We start from the raw sequence: 17483 nt of genomic DNA, 5'->3' as shown, positions 1-17483 counted from the left end.
TACCCATCGCTAAACTAGGGATTGGCGGCGCTACTGTTGCGGAGTCTCCGATGGGCATTTTTGGTGGCCTTTTGCTAATTGCGGCGATTGCCCTCTTTTTTGTACAGCGCCACTATCGCCTGAAGCTGCGTAGTCTTAAGCTAGCCACGCCATCCACCACGGCGGATCTCCATCAGCTCCAACAGCAGGTGGCGCAGGAAATTGGCGGTGGCAACCTACGGGAATATGTGAAGGTCTCTGGTCAGATTGTTGTCGATCAGCCCCTGATCTCGGAGTTAAAGCAGGTGCCCTGCGTCCATTACCGCATGTGTGTCAGCCGCGAGTATGAAGAACAGGTGCGCGAAACCGATAGTGAAGGCCGCACCCGCTGGCGCACTGAACGCCGCTCCGACACGATTAGCAGCAATAGCCAAACCATTCCCTTCCGCGTGCGCGATCGCTACGGCGAGATTGAAGTGGATCCGCGGGGGGCTGACATGGAAACAGTCCAAGTCCTCGATGAATTTCGACCCGCCAATAACACTGCCCGCTTTGGCTTTGGCAGCTTCCAAGTAAACGTGGGCAGCCTCACCTTTGGCAGTGGCAATACCATTGGTTATCGCTATCAGGAATGGATCACGCCAGTGGATCGGCAGGTGTTGGTCGTGGGCACCGCCAGTGATCAAACGGGCACGCTACGCATTGAACGTCCCACCGTCAAGGGACAAAAGTTCTTTGTCTCCCTGAAATCAGAAGACAGCCTGAGTCAAGACACCAGTAATGCCGTGCTCTATTCAACCATTGGCGCTGCCGCCTGTGGTGGGTTGGGGATTTTGTTAATCTTGGTGGGGCTGCTGTAGGAGTTCACTGAGGGCTAGCCAATCCTCGAGGCTGAGGGCTTCGGCGCGGCTATTGACATCTCGCCCCAACTGAAGCAGCGCTTGGCGCACTTGATCGGGTTCGACAAGGGACTTGAGGGCATTGGCCAGCATCTTACGGCGAGTGGCAAACCCCTGTTTCAGCAACGTTTCTAACCATTGGGGCGATCGCACCCTTGGCAGTGTCGCGTGGGGTCGCAGACAGATCACCACAGAATCCACCTTAGGCGGCGGCTGAAAGGCGCGGGGGGGCACTGCACAGACCGGCTCACAGGTGGCCAGAAATTGCATCCGTACGGAGAGGGCACCGTAGGCCTTGCTACCGGGGGTGGCCATCAGGCGATCGCCAATTTCTTTTTGCACCAGTAGAATCAACCGCTCAAAGGCCGGGCGACGCGGTCGGGCAATACTGCCAAGCAGATGCCCCAGTAACGGCCCTGTGATGTTGTAGGGGATATTGGCCACCACTTTGTGGCAGTTCAAGGGGGCTAAATCAACCTTGAGAATATCCCCCTCAATCAACTGAAATCGATCCCCGCTGAACCGCTGCCGCAACTTACTGCACAGATTCCGATCCAGTTCAACGGCCACCACCTCAGCACCACTGGCTAGAAGAGGGCGAGTGAGGGCACCCCAACCGGGACCAATTTCTAGGATGCGATCGCCCGCGTGCAGTTCAGCCGCTGCAATGATCTGAGCTAAAACCGATTCACTACGCAGCCAATGCTGGCCAAAACGTTTGCGGGCACGAATCACCTAGCGCGGCCCCAAGCCCACCGTGGGCGCATAGACTGCCTGATCCCCTAGTTCCGCTTCAATGCGTAACAGGCGATTGTACTTGGCAACCCGTTCACTGCGGCAGAGGGAACCGGTTTTAATTTGACCCGCACGGGTAGCTACAGCCAAATCCGCAATCGTGGTATCTTCGGTTTCGCCAGAGCGGTGGCTAATCACCGAGCGGTAGCCCTTGCGAGTCGCCAGATCAATGGTTTGCAGCGTTTCTGTCAAGGAACCAATCTGATTGAGTTTAATCAAGATGGCATTGGCCACGCCATTGTCAATCCCCCGTTGCAAGCGCTTGGGATTGGTGACAAATAGATCATCCCCCACGAGTTGAATACGACTGCCAAGGGTTTCGGTCAAGAGTGCCCAGTGATCCCAGTCCTCCTCCTGCAAGCCGTCCTCAATCGAGACAATGGGATAGTTGCTCACCAATTCTTCATAGTAGCGAATTAACTCAGAGCCAGTGCGGCTGGCATTATCAAACACATATTTGCCGTCTTCATAAAATTCATTGGCGGCGACATCGAGGGCAAGGGCAACGTCAGTGCCGGGGGTGTAACCTGCGGTTTCAATCGCCTGAAGTAAAATATCCAAGGCCGCTTGGTTGGAGTCGAGGTTAGGCGCAAAGCCCCCTTCATCCCCCACCCCGGTCAGTAACCCCTTATCAGCTAGCACCTTACTCAGAGCGGCAAAAACCTCTGCCCCCCAGCGCAGTCCCTCCCGAAAACTAGGGGCACCAATGGGCATGATCATGAATTCCTGAAAGTCAATGTTGTTGGCGGCATGGGCACCCCCGTTGATCACATTCATCATCGGCACGGGGAGGACATTGGCCAGAGGCCCCCCCAAATAGCGGTAGAGGGGTTGACCGAGATATTCTGCGGCTGCTTTGGCCGTGGCAAGGGAAACCGCAAGAATGGCATTGGCGCCAAGGTTGGATTTGTTCTCACTGCCATCCAGTTCCAAGAGGCACTGGTCAATCACTGTCTGATCAAGGGCGTTGAGATCCACAAGGGCACTGAGAATGGTGGTTTCAATGTTTTCCACCGCTGTGAGGACACCTTTGCCACCATAGCGCTTGGGATCGCCGTCCCGCAGTTCATGGGCTTCAAAACTCCCCGTTGAGGCACCACTAGGAACCTGCGCCAGTCCAACAATGCCACAATCCAGTTCAACTTCTGCTTCTACCGTGGGGCGCCCCCGCGAGTCGAGAATTTCGCGGGCACGAATCGTTGCGATCGCCGTATCCATCATCTGCTTGTTCCTCAATATGCAGCTAGATTGTACGATAGATGCCCGATAAAACTGAAATGGCTTAAGGATGACCTAAGCTATAAAGTGTCCTGTATTGCATTGCCTTTCTTGTCTGAGACTGGTTTAATTTGACTCAATTTTGGTGTCTATCATCCACAATTGGGGGAAAACGATTACTAAGACTTTTAGCCAGCTTCACTTGCCCGACCATTCGTAGGAATCCATTATGACCACTATTGCCCGAAGTCGTTCCCCGCAGTCTGAAGTACCCACCCACCCTATCACCACAGAGACCGTTCACTATCAAGTTGTGCATTGGATTAGGGGTCGCTTTCGGATTCGCATTCCGCGCTTGGGCTTTGATGCTGAATATGGGGCACGGCTGCTCTACATTGTGGGCAGTTTACCCGCGGTGACAACGGCACGCATTAACCCCCCTGCCCGCTCCCTGGTGGTGGAATATAATCCCAAGCTCTTTGGGGAAGCCCTAGCAACGATTCAAGGGCAAATTTTTGAGTCGATTCAAGTGGCGGCCAATCCAGATCTTCCCGCCCTAAGTACTGAGAAGGCCACCCCTGCGGCGGAAGCTCACGAAATTAACTATTGGGAACGCTTGGGCTTACCGGCTCTGGGCTTGGGGTTGAGTGTGGCCTCCCTGATGGGGGTACCGATTCCCGGCTATGTGATTGCCAGTGTGGTGATTGCCGGGGCAATGCCGGTGTTTCGGCGAGCATGGGAAGCGATTCAAGAGGAGAAACAGTTAACGATTGACTTCCTCGATGGCTTGGCAATTTCCCTCCACACCATGCAAGGGCACTATTTTGCCCCCTCCTTTATGCTGGGTCTGATTGAGGGGGGGGAAGTGATCCGCGACCTCACGGCACGGGGATCGGAGCGCGCCAACCTTGATTTGCTGGATTGCCTCGGCAAAACCGCCTTTGTGGAACGGGACGGGGTTGAGGTTGAAGTTGAAGTGAAAGACCTTGTCGAGGGCGATCGCGTAGTTGTCTATCCAGGGGATCAAATTCCCGTTGACGGCATCATCCTGCGGGGTACAGGTCTCATTGATCAGTGCAAACTCACGGGCGAGTCGGTGCCGGTAACGCGCAGCGAGGGAATGGAGGTTTTTGCGTCAACGCTGCTGGTCGAGGGGCAACTGGTGATCTTAGCGGAGCGAGTAGGCAACAATACCCGTGCAGGTGTGATTGTGAACTTAATGCAGTCGGCACCGGTGCATGACACGCGCATTGAAAACTATGCTGCCATGGTGGCCAACCAAGCCGTCATTCCAACCTTGGCCATTGGCACAGGTGTTGGCTTACTCTCAGGGGATCTCAATCGGGCGATCGCCCTGCTGACCCTTGACCTCGGTACAGGGATTCGGGTCTCGGTGCCTACCACGATTTTGTCGGCGCTCACCTATGCAGCCCAACATGGCGTTCTCATTCGCAGTGGTCGGGCGATTGAAAAACTGGCGCAAATTGACACGATTGTCTTTGATAAAACGGGCACCCTGACCCAAGGTCATGCTGGCGTGACGGATATTAAAGTCATGGATCCGCGCTTCAGTGCTGATGACATTCTCAGTATGGCCGCTAGTGCCGAGCAGGGACTCACCCACCCTGTGGCTGAAGCCATTGTCCGCCATGCTCGCGAAACCCATCAGCCCCTCTTTGACTGTGAAGACTGGGAATACCGCGTTGGCCTCGGTGTGGCCACAAAAGTGCGGGGTGTGGATCTGCGGGTGGGCAGCCGCCGCATGATGGAGCAGGAAAACATTTGCCTGATTGATCTCAATGAACGTTTCCCCGATCTCGATTCTGGGCGGGCGTCAATTGTCTATGTGGCCGGGGATGGGCGTTTGATTGGGGTGATTCTCTACAGTGACCCAATCCGCAATGAAAGTCCTGAAGTCATCCGTGAACTCAAGGGGGCAGGCATTACTCCCCATATGCTGACGGGTGACATTGGCCGCGTTGCCCGTGCGGTGGCCAAAGACTTAGGCATTGCCCCTGAGCATATCTACGCCGAAGCCTTCCCGGAAAAGAAAGTGGAGGTGGTGCGTGCCCTCCATGACAGCGGTAAAGTCGTGGCTTTCTGTGGCGATGGTATCAATGACTCTGCCGCTCTTGCCTATGCCGATGTCTCTATTTCCTTTGCCGGGGCAACCGATATTGCCCGTGAAACCGCCGATGTGGTGCTCATGGAGGATGACTTGCGGGGATTGACCCTTGCGATTCGGATTGCCAAGCAGGCGATGGAAATTGTCTGGCAAAATACAGCGATCGTGGCCATTCCTAATATTGGTGCGCTGCTGTCGGGGGTCTTCTTTGCCCTTGACCCGATTTTGGCGGTGGTTATTAACAACGGCACAGCCATCTTAGCGGAGTTGAATGGATTGCGCCCCTTGGCGGGTCCCGGTGGCTCGTTGCCCTTACCGCCCGTCAAAGACACACAGGAATTTCTTGCCGAATGGGAAGCCACCCATCCCGATCATCCGGTGCAGCATATTCCACCCAAAATGACTGGCTCTCAGGCTGAGCCTTCGCGGTTGGCTGGATAAGCAAGGGCGGCCAATTCACGGCGGCTGAGGGGGCGAACGGCTCTGGGGCGAAGATTGCCGAGGTGAACTGGGCCGATCGCGATCCGTTGCAAGGCAACAACAGGATAGCCCAGCTGATCGGCCACACGGCGAATCTGGCGGTTGCGACCTTCGTGCAGGATGATTTCCAAGAGGGAGCGATCGCCCTCGGTGCGCAGGAGCTTAACGGCTGCGGGTAGTGTCATCACCCCGTCCAAGGGAACGCCCTCTCGCCAGTGTTGCAAGACCCCTTCCGTAGGCTGTCCCTGCACCCAAACGCGGTAGGTTTTGGGGATGTGATGGCGGGGATGACTGAGATAGTAGGTAAACGCCCCATCATTGGTGAGCAGCAGGGCACCGCTAGAGTCGGCATCTAAGCGACCCACAGGATGAAGACCGGCCACACCCTGATACCTAGGCGGCAAAAGATCCAAAACGGTGGTGCGCCCTTGGGGATCGTGACAGGTACAGAGAACCCCCTTGGGCTTATGGAGCAGCAGGTAGAGCCGTTGGGGTGGGCGGGGTGGGTTCAGGGGTTGTCCTTTGTATTCAATGCGATCGCGCGTGGGATCCACTTTGTCCCCCAATTTTGCCCGCTGACCATTCACGAAGACCTGACCACTGCGGATGAGTATTTCTGCATGGCGTCGCGAGGCCACTCCCCAATGGGCAAGGACTTTTTGTAATCGCTCAGTTGTCATAGGGGGTATAGTTGCTTTCTAGGATGTGGTGGCACTTTTGAGGGAAATCTCTATAGACCAATCGTTGCCACAGAGTTGCCAATCCCCGAGCAGAATTGGTAGAAAAGAACTGTCCAATCCTTGCCTAATTATCTGCCGTGAGGAGTTCTATGAAATTTCTTTACAAACTCGCCGCCTTAGGGTTAATTTTAGTGGGCTTTTCGACAACGCTGGTTGCCTGTGGTGGTGGCGGCGGTGGTACCGATAACCAAACGCCAACCGAGTCCCCCAGTCCGCAAACACCAGGGCAGTAGTTCCTTTTAGCTTTTAGCGATATTGTCTATTCTTAATGATACTGAAGCTAGGGGTAGCCGTCAGGGTTGCCCCCTTCTAATGGGAAATTGGCATTCTCCAGCAGGCGATCCAGTTATCCAAGGGAGCTTTCTAACTGATACTGCTGCCAAAGGGATTGATATAACCCCCCTGCTGCCACCAGTTGATCATGGGTACCCTGTTGAACAATGCGCCCTTGATCCATGACCAGAATGCGATCGCAGGTGGCCGCTGCTGACAATTGATGGGAAATAAAGAGCACCGTGCGTGTGTGCTGTTGCTGCCGCAGCGCTTGTAAAATTTGGCTAGCCGTTTGGTTATCAACGCTGGCGAGGGCATCATCGAGGACTAAAATCGGCGCATCCACCAGTAGGGCACGGGCTAAGGCGGTTCGTTGACGCTGTCCCCCAGAGAGGGTAATGCCCCGCTCGCCCACAAGGGTGTCGTACTGCTTAGGAAAGTTGAGGATCTCATTGTGAATTTGGGCTTGGCTGGCGGCGGCAATCACCTTTAGCTCCGTGGCATCGGGTTCGCCGTAGCGAATGTTGTTTTTGATTGTGGTGCTAAAGAGAAAGCTTTCTTGGGGCACGTAGGCGATCGCCCCCCGCAGATCAGCAAGGCGCAGCTGCGTAATGTCAATGCCATCCAGAAAAATCTGATTCGGGGCAATCTCCAAGAGTCGAGGCAGGGCACTGGCCAGTGTGGATTTGCCACAGCCAATGGGGCCGACGATCGCCACCATTTCCCCCGCTTGAATTTCAAAACTAAGTTGATTGAGGGCAGGGGTGCGGCGATTGGGGTATGTAAAAGTTAGATTCTGACAACGCAGGTGTCCCTGAACGCGATCGCGGGGTAAGGCAACAGCATCTGGGGCATCCGTAATGCGGGGTTCCACGCTCAAGATGGCTTCAATCCGGTCAATGCTCACTTCCCCCCGTTGGTAGGTGGTAATCGTAAATCCCAAGAGTGCCGTCGGGAAAATCAGCCGCTCAATGTACAGCAGCAGGGCAATAAAATCCCCCACCTGAATCGTATTGGCAGCAATCATGCGGCTGCCAAACCACAGCAAAATCAGCAAACTAAAGCTGACCATCCCCCCCAAGAGGGGAAAGAGAATGTTGCGGGTTTTGGCCAGTACCAAGTTATTGCGGAGTAAGTCTTGATTTAACTGGTCAAATTGGCGTTGTTCATTGGCTTCTTGGCCATAGATTTTAATTAGGGCAATGCCACTCATGTCCTCTTGAATGAGATCGCTGAGTTCCGCGAGGCTTTGTTGCACATCGAGCTGCTCTGCCCGCAGGCGATCGCTAAAGGTTTGGACAATAAAAAGAACCGCTGGATAAACGGCGATCGCCCCCAAGCTCAACCCCGGATGAATTGCCAGCATCACGGGCAGGGTCATACCGTAGGCAAACACGGTGTTCGCCGCACTCAAAAGGGCAAAACCCACCAGACGGCGAATATTATCCACATCACTGGTGGCACGGCTAATGAGATCCCCGGGGGTATTCTCCGCAAAGTAACTGGGTTCTAAACGCAGCAGATGTTCAAAGAGCCGTTGCTTGAGGTCAAATTCCACCAATCGCCCAGCCCCAAAGATCCACAGGCGCGAGGCCATGCGAATCAGCCACATCAGGGAGGCTAGGCCAATCAGCAGCAGGGCATAGAACACCACCCGCTGCAAGTCAAACTTAGCCTGCAATTCATCAACCGCAGTACCAATGAGCAGCGGCAAATAGGTGCCCAAAAGGTTGACGATAAAAAGCGCAACAATCCCCCCCCAAATTTTTGTTTGGTGAGGACGCAAATAGGCCAAGAGGCGACGCAAACGGCCAGAGCGGCCAGCCTTAGGAAGAGTAACCATATCCTCAACCTAACAGATGTTGTCCCCCTAGGGGGGAGCGCTTTCGAGAAACTGGTTGAGGTCTTCCACGAGACGATTTAGCTCTGCCTCTGTCGTCAGGCGCATGCGATCATCTCGCACGGTCAATAGAACCTTGGCGGCATAGGGATTGGGCCAGATATTGGGATTACAAAACACTTCGAGGAAGACCTCGCCCACGTGCTGATATTCCATGGCCGCTTGGGGAGACAGGGGAGTACCGCTGGCTTTGGCATGGGCGATCGCCCGCATGCGTTCCATTAAAGCCTGAATCTCTTGCCGTAGGGCCTCTGCGGCTGTCCGAGAGAAGCGAAAACTCACCGAGCCTTCGACCAAGTTGACCCGCATCCGATAGTCATCCATAGGCTCTGGCTGCACACAACTGTTGTCATCTGCTGTCATTATAGGTGTCCGTTCACAAAGAACAGCCCTAGGGAGCCTCCTCCCCCTGCGGGGGATCTACGCCCTGACCCACCAGATATTCATAGCGCAGCAGTTCAAAACTCCGCTCACCGTAGCGATCGTGAATGTGTTCGCAGCAGCACTGAATAGCAAACTCGTCTAGCTCCTCAGGCGTAATCCCATACAAATCCTCAAAGACTTCTGGCGTGACGCGGCAAAAGCGGGGGCGATTCTCGTAGATACGACAGCGGCGGCTGAGGGGGTCAAAGTGAATACACCAGCCATCGGCACCAATGAGGGATTGGTAGAGGGCAAATTCCTCTGCATTGAGAATGGTGGGCACTTCTGAGCGATCGCGCAACTCAAGGTAACAACAGGCGCCACACCCCTGCATGCATTGCCATTTTCTCATCGGGATCATGTTGAAGATAAAGCGACCGTTTCTGTTGAGGTCAGTGCATCTGGGGGCACTTCCTCCAGCCAAATTTGATCGCCTCGCGGATCAACCCGACTCACCCGCACCAGTACCGATTCTCCCAACTTTGCCTGCCGTTGAAAGCGCATGGCCAGTTCTAGCCCCAAATCCTCCAGCAGTACTAGCCCCAGTCCCTCCTCCGGACGCAACCAACGCAGCACAATGCCCCGCCACACCTCTTCGCGATGCCGCCGCAAGTACTCTAGGCACCAATAACGATTGGTCTGCCGCTCCACCAAAGCGGACTCCTGAACCGAAGACATCAGTCCCAATAAAATTTCATTGAGTTGTTCTGGTGTCAGGGGCGGCCTTTCTCCCCGCAGGTGGGCTTTAATCTGACGGTGTGCCAGCAGATCCGTGTAGCGACGAATCGGGGAGGTCACTTGGCAGTAGGCATCAAGACCCAGGCTGGCATGGGGATTGGGTTGGGTGCTCATTTCACTGCGGGGCATACAACGACGAATGGCACAGTCCCGCACCATTCCAGCGGGCAGTTGCAACAATTCCTCCTCTGAGGGCAGTTCTGGCGGTGATTGACTGCGAAAGGGCAGAGGGATGCCTTCACGGGCGCCAAAATGGGCGGCTACTTCACCGGCAAGAATCATCATTTCTGCCACCAGTTGGCGGGCGGGGGAGTCATGGAGGGGCGAGATTTCCACCTCTTCACCAGCCACTTTAATGTTGGGTTCAGGGATATTAATGCGAATCGCTCCCCGTTGTTGTCGCCACTCACTACGCCGCTGTCCCCATTGGGCGATCGCCAGCAGATCCGCTTCCCCGGTCACCCCCTGCTCCAAAATCATGTCCACATCGTCATAGCTCAGGCGATAGGTGGGGCGAATCCAACTGGGGCAAATTTCGTACTCCAGCACTTCGCCGTTGTCGGCTAAAAGAATGCCAAAACTCAGCGCACAACAGGTTTGTCCCGCGACCAAACTCATCGGTCCTGTGGCCAACTCCGTGGGAAACATGGGAATCATCCCCGTCGGTAGATAGACCGTTGTGGCGCGGCGGCGCGCCTCCTGATCCAAGACATCATCCACCATCACCCAGCGGGTGGGATCGGCAATGTGAATCCACAGCTTTTGGCGATCGCCCACGACTTCGAGGCTGAGGCCATCGTCAATTTCTTGGGTGCTTTCGTCGTCGATGGTATAGACCTTGAGATGGGTGAGATCGCGGCGCAGGGGAGCGTCAATATCTGTAGGGGGTGAGGTGAGGCGTTCATGGGCCACAGCAAGTACCTTGGCAGAGAATTCAACGTCAATTTGACTCCGGCGCAGGAACAGATTTTCGTGCTCTGACCAGAGGCCGAGATCCACCAACAGTTGGAAAGCGCCCAAGGGTTGGGTGGGACGCTGCAATTCACTGAGGAGGTCAATGGCTGCTTGGTGTTGGCCACTGGGTTCAATGGCTATAGCATAACGTTCTAACTGCTCAAGGCGCTTGCGATCGCTGGCAGACCACGCCACAGTTTCCCCCTTCAGGGCTTGGGTCAAATGTTCACGGAAGCTAACTTCCTCCGCCAAGCGTTGGGCTTCCCGCTCGCTTTGATGTTTGAGTTCTGCCACTTGGGCAGCCGGTCGAGGCTCGTAGGTTTCCCCCTTGAGCTTGAAGTAGAAACGATCCTCACTCAGGAGATAGTAGGCCGCATAGCAGGCCACCGCCGATCGCTCCGAAAAAAGCAGCTCCGCTAGATCCGCTGGCGTAATGGGGCGGTTTTCCTCGCGGATAATTTCCCAAGCCACTTCTAGACTGTCGGCATCCAAGAGCGGCTGCACCTGCTGCCAAAATGTGGGAATCTCTTGGGGACGAAACCGCTCCTCGGGCACCGTAAAGGTCAGTTGGCGCGGATGAATGGTGTGGGCTTGTAAATGCTGATCAATGGCAATCCAATGCTTTTTACCTTCGGGGCGATCGATCACCGCCAAGCGACGCTGGTTATTGACCCGAAATTCAATGAGGGTGCCTTTCTCCACGGCTGCCGTGCTGTACCATAACCTGACAATTATAAAGTTTATTGCCTCTGACTGAGCAGCAGGGGATAACCACAGTAGCGTTCTAACAGCACAATGGCGACAATATCATCAATGGGTCGGGGGGGCAGGCGCAACCCCTTGGGAATCAGCCGCTGCCAACCCTGGGGCGGAAAGAGTTGCCAATAGCGATCGCGGGCATCTAGGGTACTATTGCGCTCATCCACTGGAATAATTTCTACAGCCAAAGCCGCTTGCAATTGCTGCTGCCACTGGCGGGAGGTGGTTTGATTGCCCATAATCACCTGTTCAAATGGGTAGGCTTGATGCCACTCTTGGACACGGGCGATCGCGCGATCGCTGGCCACCACTTCATAGCGCACCACTTCTTGACCAAGGGCAAGGGCTAACCCACACTTGTCCCGCCCTGGATCAAACCCCAATAAATACTTAGTGCGACCCATTTGCGTCATTTGCTAGAGTGGAAAGGTTATCGAATTGGGAGCGATCGCCCTGTGAGCCTACCCGCTGCGACCATCCGTCGTCTGTTGAATGTACCGCAAGTTGCCGCCATTTGGGTCGGTGGCGGCCGCAGGCTGGACAGCGAGAACGACGAGGTCTTTTGTGCGGCTTGGCTCGATCCCAAGGATCAGGGGGTACGCAGCATGGAGGTGGGTCAGTTTCCACCCACACCAGAGCAACTGATGCGGCTGTTGGTGCAGGCGATCGAATATCCCCGCCATCCCCAAGCTCAGCCCTGCCGTCCCCACACCATCATCGTTGATGACCGCGAGTTGCAATTTTTTCTGCGCGGTGTGGTGGCTCCCCTCGATATTCAGGTGGAGTATCAAGCCCACATTCCCCTGCTGGCTGAATTTTTTGAATTCATTGCGGCGGAAGTCACCAGTGATGATGAAGATATCGAGGTGCTCCCCCCTGAATATGTTGCCCTCTACACACAGAAAATTAGGGAATTTGCTCAACTGGACATCTGGCGGCGCCTAGACAGTCTTACCCCCCTTAAACTCCACTGCGACGCTTGGGACTCTCCCACCCTCTTTGCGGTACTGGTGAACCCCCAAGGAGCCAACCGTGACTTTGGTCTAATGCTCTACCGCGGGGAGGAGGCATTACGCAACTTTTGGCAGCAGATTGATCAAGAATATCCCTACATTGACGAAGACGATGATGAGCGCTTAGAGGAAACGGTTCTGCGCAACGATTGTCTCTTCTTGAATTTTTCCGAGGTTGACGAAGAGGATTTAGGCAATGATCTCTCTTTTGTCCTCAAGGGGCATCTTTACACCATTGAACCGGGTGTCATCCATCCTTTGGAGGGAATGCGACCCTTTTACGCCCCTGAAGAAGCGGAAATGGTCTATGTGGCAATCGAGGCTCTGATCAAATTCTGGAAAAAGACCAAGAAACAGTTTGAGAAGGAGGAGTGCCCTGAACTAGACCTGAGGTTCAAGATTCCTTCACCCCGCCATTCTGCCCTTAGTTATCAGGTGCACGTGGCAACAGTGCCAGAGATGATGGCAGAAATCAATGGTGACCCTGAGGAGAGCGAATCACAGCACCAGATTCCCATTGATACGGAAGCAATTCCGGGGGAAGCCTATATCCTCTTTAAGTTGTTTCCGCCGAAAGAGCTACAGGAATTACAAGCAGCCGTCTCTTACCATCAACAGGGGGAGATTCCCGAGGCGTTTGAGGGCTATCCCGTGTTGACGATTCAAACCAAAAAAGCCGCAGCGGAGGCGCTCGCCGCCAAAATTGCTGAGGAGGGCGGCATTCACCATCTAACGGTCTTTCCCCTCTCAGGTCCCGAGCAAATAGTCATGCTCCTTGCCCAAACCAATGCCAACCATCTTTGGCTTTTGGATACCTTTGACCCCGAAAGTGGTTCGCTGCTCCTCGATTGGATCAAGGAGGTCAATGACCTTGAGGGTGCCTGTGGCCTTGCTGTGGCCTATGGCATGACGGGCAAAACGCGGATGCAGCCAACCCTCAAGCAAATCGTGGGACTTTTTGAAACGTCTCTGGTTTTTAGTTTCGTGGACACCCAACGTCCACCGACCCCTCAGCCCATTGAGATTTCTAAACGCTAGAGAACGGTGAAGTCCCTACGGATTCTACTGCTTCAGGCACGGGGCGATCGCACTACGCAGCAAGAGGAATTGGCAGAATTTATCTGCTTGAGCGGTTTGGCCGCCGAGCAATTTACAGTGCTCAATGGCTTTGAGTGTGCTGACTTTACCCCCGACTGTCTTCAAGGCTTTGATGCACTTTTTATCGGTGGCTCCAGTGATGCCACAGTGCTCAAGCCAGAGATCTATCGCTTTGTACCGCCGGCAATGGACTTAATTTTGGCCTGTATTGAGCAGGAGATCCCCGTGTTGGCCTCCTGCTTTGGCTTTCAATTGGCAGTGCAGGCCTTGGGGGGGCAAGTGATTGTGGATCGCGAGGCCATGGAAATGGGCACCTACCCTTTGTATCTCACCCCAGCAGGGGTTGCGGATCCATTGTTTGCTGGCTTTCCCAATCCCTTTTTGGCCATTTCCGGACATCAGGAGCGCGCCTTGACCCTGCCAGCGGGAGCGACCTTACTGGCCTACAGTGAGTTGTGTCCCTACCATGCCTTTCGCTTGGAGGGCAAGCCCTTTTATGGCTTTCAGTTTCATCCCGAGGTGGACGATCGCGACCTGATTGCCCGCATTAGCCGTTATTGCGATCGCTATCAATTGGGCACTGCCGAACTGGAAAAACTCAAGCAAACAGCCCGTCCTACCCCCTACGCCAATCAGTTGATCCGCCGCTTTGTTGAGGTGGTGCTGGGCTATATTCCCAGTTGTGCTTGAATCTCTGCTAGTTGCTCCTCTAGGGTGGTGGCTTGCAGCCAATGGATGCCGGGTTCTGCCCGAAACCACGTCCGCTGCCGTTTGGCAAATTGTTGGGTGTGCTGCACGGTGAGGGCAATAGCTTCCGCAAGTGTGACTTCTCCCCGCAGATATTGGCGCATCTCGCGATAGCCCAGTGTATCTAATAGGGGCAGTTCATCACCGTACTGCGCTTGCAGTTGCCGAATTTCATCGAGCCATCCCATGGCCAGCATTTGCTGGGTGCGTTCTTCAATCCGTGCCCGCTGCTGTTGGCGATCGCCCCCCGGCAGGGCAAAGTACCCAATCGGGTAGGGAGGCGGTTCGCGCCGCTGCTGCTGGCTGAGGGGTACCCCCGTGACGTAATAGACTTCCAAAGCCCGCAGGGTACGCACGTGATCGTGGGCATGGATGCGTTGCGCCGCCACAGGATCCACCTGCTGAAGCCATTGATAGCATTCCTGCTGACCCAGCGCCATCAACTGTGCCCGTAGATGTGGTTGCGGTGGGACTTGGGGCATTGTTAGCCCTTGGGTAATACTGCGGATGTACAATCCTGTCCCCCCCACCAAGAGGGGTGTGATTCCTTGGGCGTGGTAGTGGGCAATGAGGGCTTGGGCTTTGGCTTGGTAAATCGCTAGGGTCAAAGTATCGCGGGGGTCACATATATCAATGAGGTGGTGAGGCACCTGCTGTTGCTGGGCGGGGGTGGGCTTGGCGGTGCCAATATCAAAGCCGCGATAGACTTGGCGGGAGTCCGCACTCAAAATCACGCTATTCAATTGCTGAGCAAGGGCGATCGCCAGTGCCGTTTTGCCGGTGGCCGTTGCCCCCCCAATAACAATTAGCCCTGCATCCCCCACTCAAATACAGCCTGAAAATTTCCTAGAATCGCCTATAACCCTTATGTGCTAAAATTTAGGTCAGATTTGACATTTGGGCAAGTGAAGACGCATTTGCCTCGATTCTATAGCAGTTAGGGAGTTGCCATGACCGCCGAGTATTCCTCTGCCCAGTTGCGGGTACTCAAAGGCCTTGAACCCGTACGAACCCGACCGGGGATGTACATCGGCAGCACTGGCCCCAAGGGACTCCACCACTTGGTTTATGAAGTCGTGGACAACTCCGTTGATGAAGCCTTAGCGGGATACTGTTCCACCATTCTAGTTCAGATCAATGCTGATGGCTCCGTCACGGTCACCGACAATGGGCGCGGGATTCCAACGGATATTCACCCCGATACCGGCGTCTCTGGGGTTGAGACGGTGATGACGGTGCTCCACGCCGGGGGCAAGTTTGGCGATGGTGGCTACAAAGTCTCAGGGGGGTTGCACGGTGTGGGTGTCTCTGTGGTCAACGCCCTCTCGGAATGGTTAGAAGTGACGGTGTGGCGCAATGGTTTTGTCCATCATCAGCGCTATGAACGGGGGGTTCCCATTACTCCCCTCGAAAAGACCCCCGATAGTGAGGAACGGCGGGGTACCTCAGTGACCTTCTTTCCTGATCGCCAGATTTTCACAGAAACGATTGAATTTGACGCCAAGGTGCTGATGACACGGCTGCGGGAACTGGCCTATCTCAATGCCGGCATTCGTATTGATTTCAAGGATTTGCGCGTTACGCCCCCCTTGAGTGAAACCTACTGCTATGAAGGCGGTATCCGTGAATATGTCCGCTACATGGTGCAGGAAAAGGAACCCCTTCACCCAGAGATCATCTACATTCAGGGGGAAAAAAACGATGTGCAGGTGGAAGCGGCCCTACAGTGGTGTGCCGATGCCTACAGTGAAAACCTGCTAGGCTTTGCCAATAATATCCGCACCATTGATGGCGGTACCCACATGGAGGGGCTAAAGGCAGTCCTAACGCGGACCCTCAATGCCCTTGGCCGCAAGCGCAATAAACTCAAGGAGGGGGACGCCAATTTGGCGGGGGAAAACATTCGCGAAGGCCTCACCGCCATTATTTCAGTAAAGGTGCCCAACCCTGAATTTGAAGGGCAGACAAAAACCAAACTCGGCAATACCGAAGTACGCGGCATTGTGGATGCCATTGTGGGCGAAGCCCTAACGGAATACCTTGACTTTCATCCGACCGTCACCGACACGATCTTGGAAAAAGCCATCCAAGCCTTTAATGCGGCTGAAGCGGCGCGGCGGGCACGGGAAATGGTACGGCGCAAGTCGGTGCTGGAGTCTTCGACGCTGCCGGGGAAATTGGCGGATTGCAGTTCACGGGATCCTGCTGTCTCGGAAATTTTCATTGTCGAAGGTGATTCTGCGGGTGGCTGCTTTGCTGGTGATACAAAGGTGGCTCTCGCCGATGGCCGTTGCCTCAGTTTTGTGGAGTTAATGGCAGAACAAGCGGCAGGCAAGGAGCATTTTGGCTACACAGTTCGCCACGATGGCACGATTGGTATTGAGCGACTGGTCAACGTCCGCAAAACCAAAACAAATGCTGAAGTCATTAAGCTCACCCTTGACAACGGCGAGGTGATTATCTGCACCCCCGATCACCGTTTCATGCTCCGCAATGGTGAGTATAAAGAGGCACAGGCGTTAACTCCCGATGATTCCCTAATGCCACTTTATCGAAAAGCATCTAGCAGCGCTGATTCGGGAATTACGATCGATGGCTACGAAAGGGTTTGGGATCCTCGATCAAATTCTTGGCTGTTTACCCACATGCTTGCAGATTGGTATAACCGCTGGCAAGGAAAATACGCCTTAGAAAGTGGTGAGCATTGTCATCATGTTGACTTCAACAAGCGAAACAATAATCCCACGAATCTGATTCGTCTGTCTGCTGATGCACATCTTGAACTTCATCGCCAGCACATTGATAAAACCTTACATCGTCCTGAAGTTAAGGAGAAGTGCCGTCAGAAGCGGAAAGAAGCACTATCAAAGACCTACTTTGACAAGACAATTAAAGCCCTAAAGAAAATTGAGTTAGAACAAGGTAATATTGATTTAGAGTCTTATCGCGAATATCGTTGCCAAACACGTGATAAGTCGCTCCTACACTTTGAAACTTTCTGTAATCGGTACTTTGATGGCGATTCAAATCGTGCCTTAGAAGCAATCAAAAACTATAACCATCGCATTGTCTCAATTGAGGTTATGGGTGAAAAGATTGATGTTTACGATTTAGAAGTGCCGGGAACCCATAACTTTGCGCTGGCCAGTGGCGTTTTTGTTCACAACAGTGCCAAACAAGGGCGCGATCGCCGCTTCCAAGCGATTTTGCCGCTGCGGGGCAAGATTCTCAACATTGAAAAAACCGATGATGCCAAAATCTACAAGAACAATGAGGTGCAGTCCTTAATTACTGCCCTTGGTCTGGGCGTGAAGGGAGAGGAGTTTGATCCTGCCAAGTTGC

14 protein-coding genes and 1 pseudogene are annotated in these 17483 nt (G+C 54.3%); 6 read left to right on the top strand and 9 right to left on the bottom strand.

Translation table 11 applies throughout. The features are described from left to right. Positions 1-50 precede the first annotated feature (50 nt). Positions 51-839, top strand: coding sequence for an E3 ubiquitin ligase family protein (locus tag RHI63_RS02130; RefSeq protein WP_302677196.1), 789 nt, complete (start codon positions 51-53; stop codon positions 837-839). Here RHI63_RS02130 and rsmA read toward each other — a convergent pair. After that, a complete protein-coding gene (rsmA, locus tag RHI63_RS02125) occupies positions 816-1610 on the bottom strand; it encodes a 16S rRNA (adenine(1518)-N(6)/adenine(1519)-N(6))-dimethyltransferase RsmA (protein ID WP_315863398.1) in 795 nt (264 codons plus the stop codon). The genes RHI63_RS02130 and rsmA overlap by 24 nt on opposite strands. A 3-nt stretch (positions 1611-1613) precedes the next feature. Continuing rightward, the gene (gene eno / locus RHI63_RS02120) at positions 1614-2894 is read right to left on the bottom strand and encodes a phosphopyruvate hydratase (protein ID WP_206200874.1); all 1281 of its coding nucleotides are present in this window, start codon (positions 2892-2894) and stop codon (positions 1614-1616) included. A 226-nt stretch (positions 2895-3120) separates the two neighbouring features. Here eno and RHI63_RS02115 point away from each other — a divergent pair, with 226 nt between their 5' ends. Continuing rightward, the gene (locus RHI63_RS02115; RefSeq protein ID WP_206200873.1) at positions 3121-5457 is read left to right on the top strand and encodes a heavy metal translocating P-type ATPase; all 2337 of its coding nucleotides are present in this window, start codon (positions 3121-3123) and stop codon (positions 5455-5457) included. Here the strand turns inward: RHI63_RS02115 and RHI63_RS02110 are convergent. Continuing rightward, positions 5427-6176: a pseudouridine synthase gene (locus tag RHI63_RS02110; RefSeq protein ID WP_310437955.1), complete on the bottom strand. Its 750-nt coding sequence runs from the start codon at positions 6174-6176 to the stop codon at positions 5427-5429. The genes RHI63_RS02115 and RHI63_RS02110 overlap by 31 nt on opposite strands. 149 nt (positions 6177-6325) lie before the next feature. On the opposite strand from RHI63_RS02110, the gene RHI63_RS02105 reads away from it, so the two are divergent. Further along, on the top strand, positions 6326-6469 hold the full coding sequence (locus RHI63_RS02105) for a hypothetical protein (RefSeq protein WP_206200871.1): 144 nt from the start codon (positions 6326-6328) through the stop codon (positions 6467-6469). Positions 6470-6582: 113 nt separating this feature from the next. Here RHI63_RS02105 and RHI63_RS02100 read toward each other — a convergent pair whose 3' ends face one another. From RHI63_RS02100 to RHI63_RS02080, 5 genes are all read right to left on the bottom strand, one after another. Next, complete coding sequence (locus RHI63_RS02100; protein ID WP_310821773.1) at positions 6583-8352, bottom strand: ABC transporter ATP-binding protein; 1770 nt, start codon at positions 8350-8352, stop codon at positions 6583-6585. Between the two features lie 27 nt (positions 8353-8379). Next, on the bottom strand, positions 8380-8733 hold the full coding sequence (locus RHI63_RS02095; protein WP_302677191.1) for a hypothetical protein: 354 nt from the start codon (positions 8731-8733) through the stop codon (positions 8380-8382). Positions 8734-8800: 67 nt separating this feature from the next. After that, entirely contained in the window at positions 8801-9184 is a 384-nt protein-coding gene (locus RHI63_RS02090) for a YkgJ family cysteine cluster protein (protein ID WP_302678721.1), read from the bottom strand. A 5-nt stretch (positions 9185-9189) separates the two neighbouring features. Next, positions 9190-11226: a ribonuclease R gene (locus RHI63_RS02085; protein WP_310821772.1), complete on the bottom strand. Its 2037-nt coding sequence runs from the start codon at positions 11224-11226 to the stop codon at positions 9190-9192. A 38-nt stretch (positions 11227-11264) separates the two neighbouring features. Continuing rightward, a complete protein-coding gene (locus tag RHI63_RS02080; RefSeq protein ID WP_302678719.1) occupies positions 11265-11696 on the bottom strand; it encodes a resolvase in 432 nt (143 codons plus the stop codon). Between the two features lie 42 nt (positions 11697-11738). Between RHI63_RS02080 and RHI63_RS02075 the strand changes: the two genes are divergently transcribed. Beyond that, positions 11739-13334, top strand: a complete 1596-nt coding sequence (locus RHI63_RS02075) for a DUF6930 domain-containing protein (protein ID WP_310821771.1) — start codon at positions 11739-11741, stop codon at positions 13332-13334. 6 nt (positions 13335-13340) lie between these two features. Further along, positions 13341-14084 carry a type 1 glutamine amidotransferase gene (locus RHI63_RS02070; RefSeq protein WP_310801371.1) on the top strand — a complete coding sequence of 248 codons (744 nt, stop codon included), beginning with the start codon at positions 13341-13343 and terminating at the stop codon, positions 14082-14084. On the opposite strand, the gene miaA is transcribed toward RHI63_RS02070, so the two are convergent. Further along, the gene (miaA, locus tag RHI63_RS02065) at positions 14063-14965 is read right to left on the bottom strand and encodes a tRNA (adenosine(37)-N6)-dimethylallyltransferase MiaA (RefSeq protein ID WP_310821769.1); all 903 of its coding nucleotides are present in this window, start codon (positions 14963-14965) and stop codon (positions 14063-14065) included. The genes RHI63_RS02070 and miaA overlap by 22 nt on opposite strands. 126 nt (positions 14966-15091) lie before the next feature. Between miaA and RHI63_RS13050 the strand changes: the two are divergent. Further along, positions 15092-17482 (top strand): annotated as a pseudogene (locus RHI63_RS13050) (ATP-binding protein); the annotation flags it as partial. Position 17483: the final 1 nt, after the last annotated feature.

This window comes from Thermosynechococcus sp. GLH187, assembly GCF_031583395.1.
In the GTDB taxonomy this organism is placed as follows: Bacteria; Cyanobacteriota; Cyanobacteriia; order Thermosynechococcales; family Thermosynechococcaceae; genus Thermosynechococcus.
Note: the sequence above shows the minus strand (reverse complement) of the source record. Positions and strands in the feature narration are given on the sequence as shown.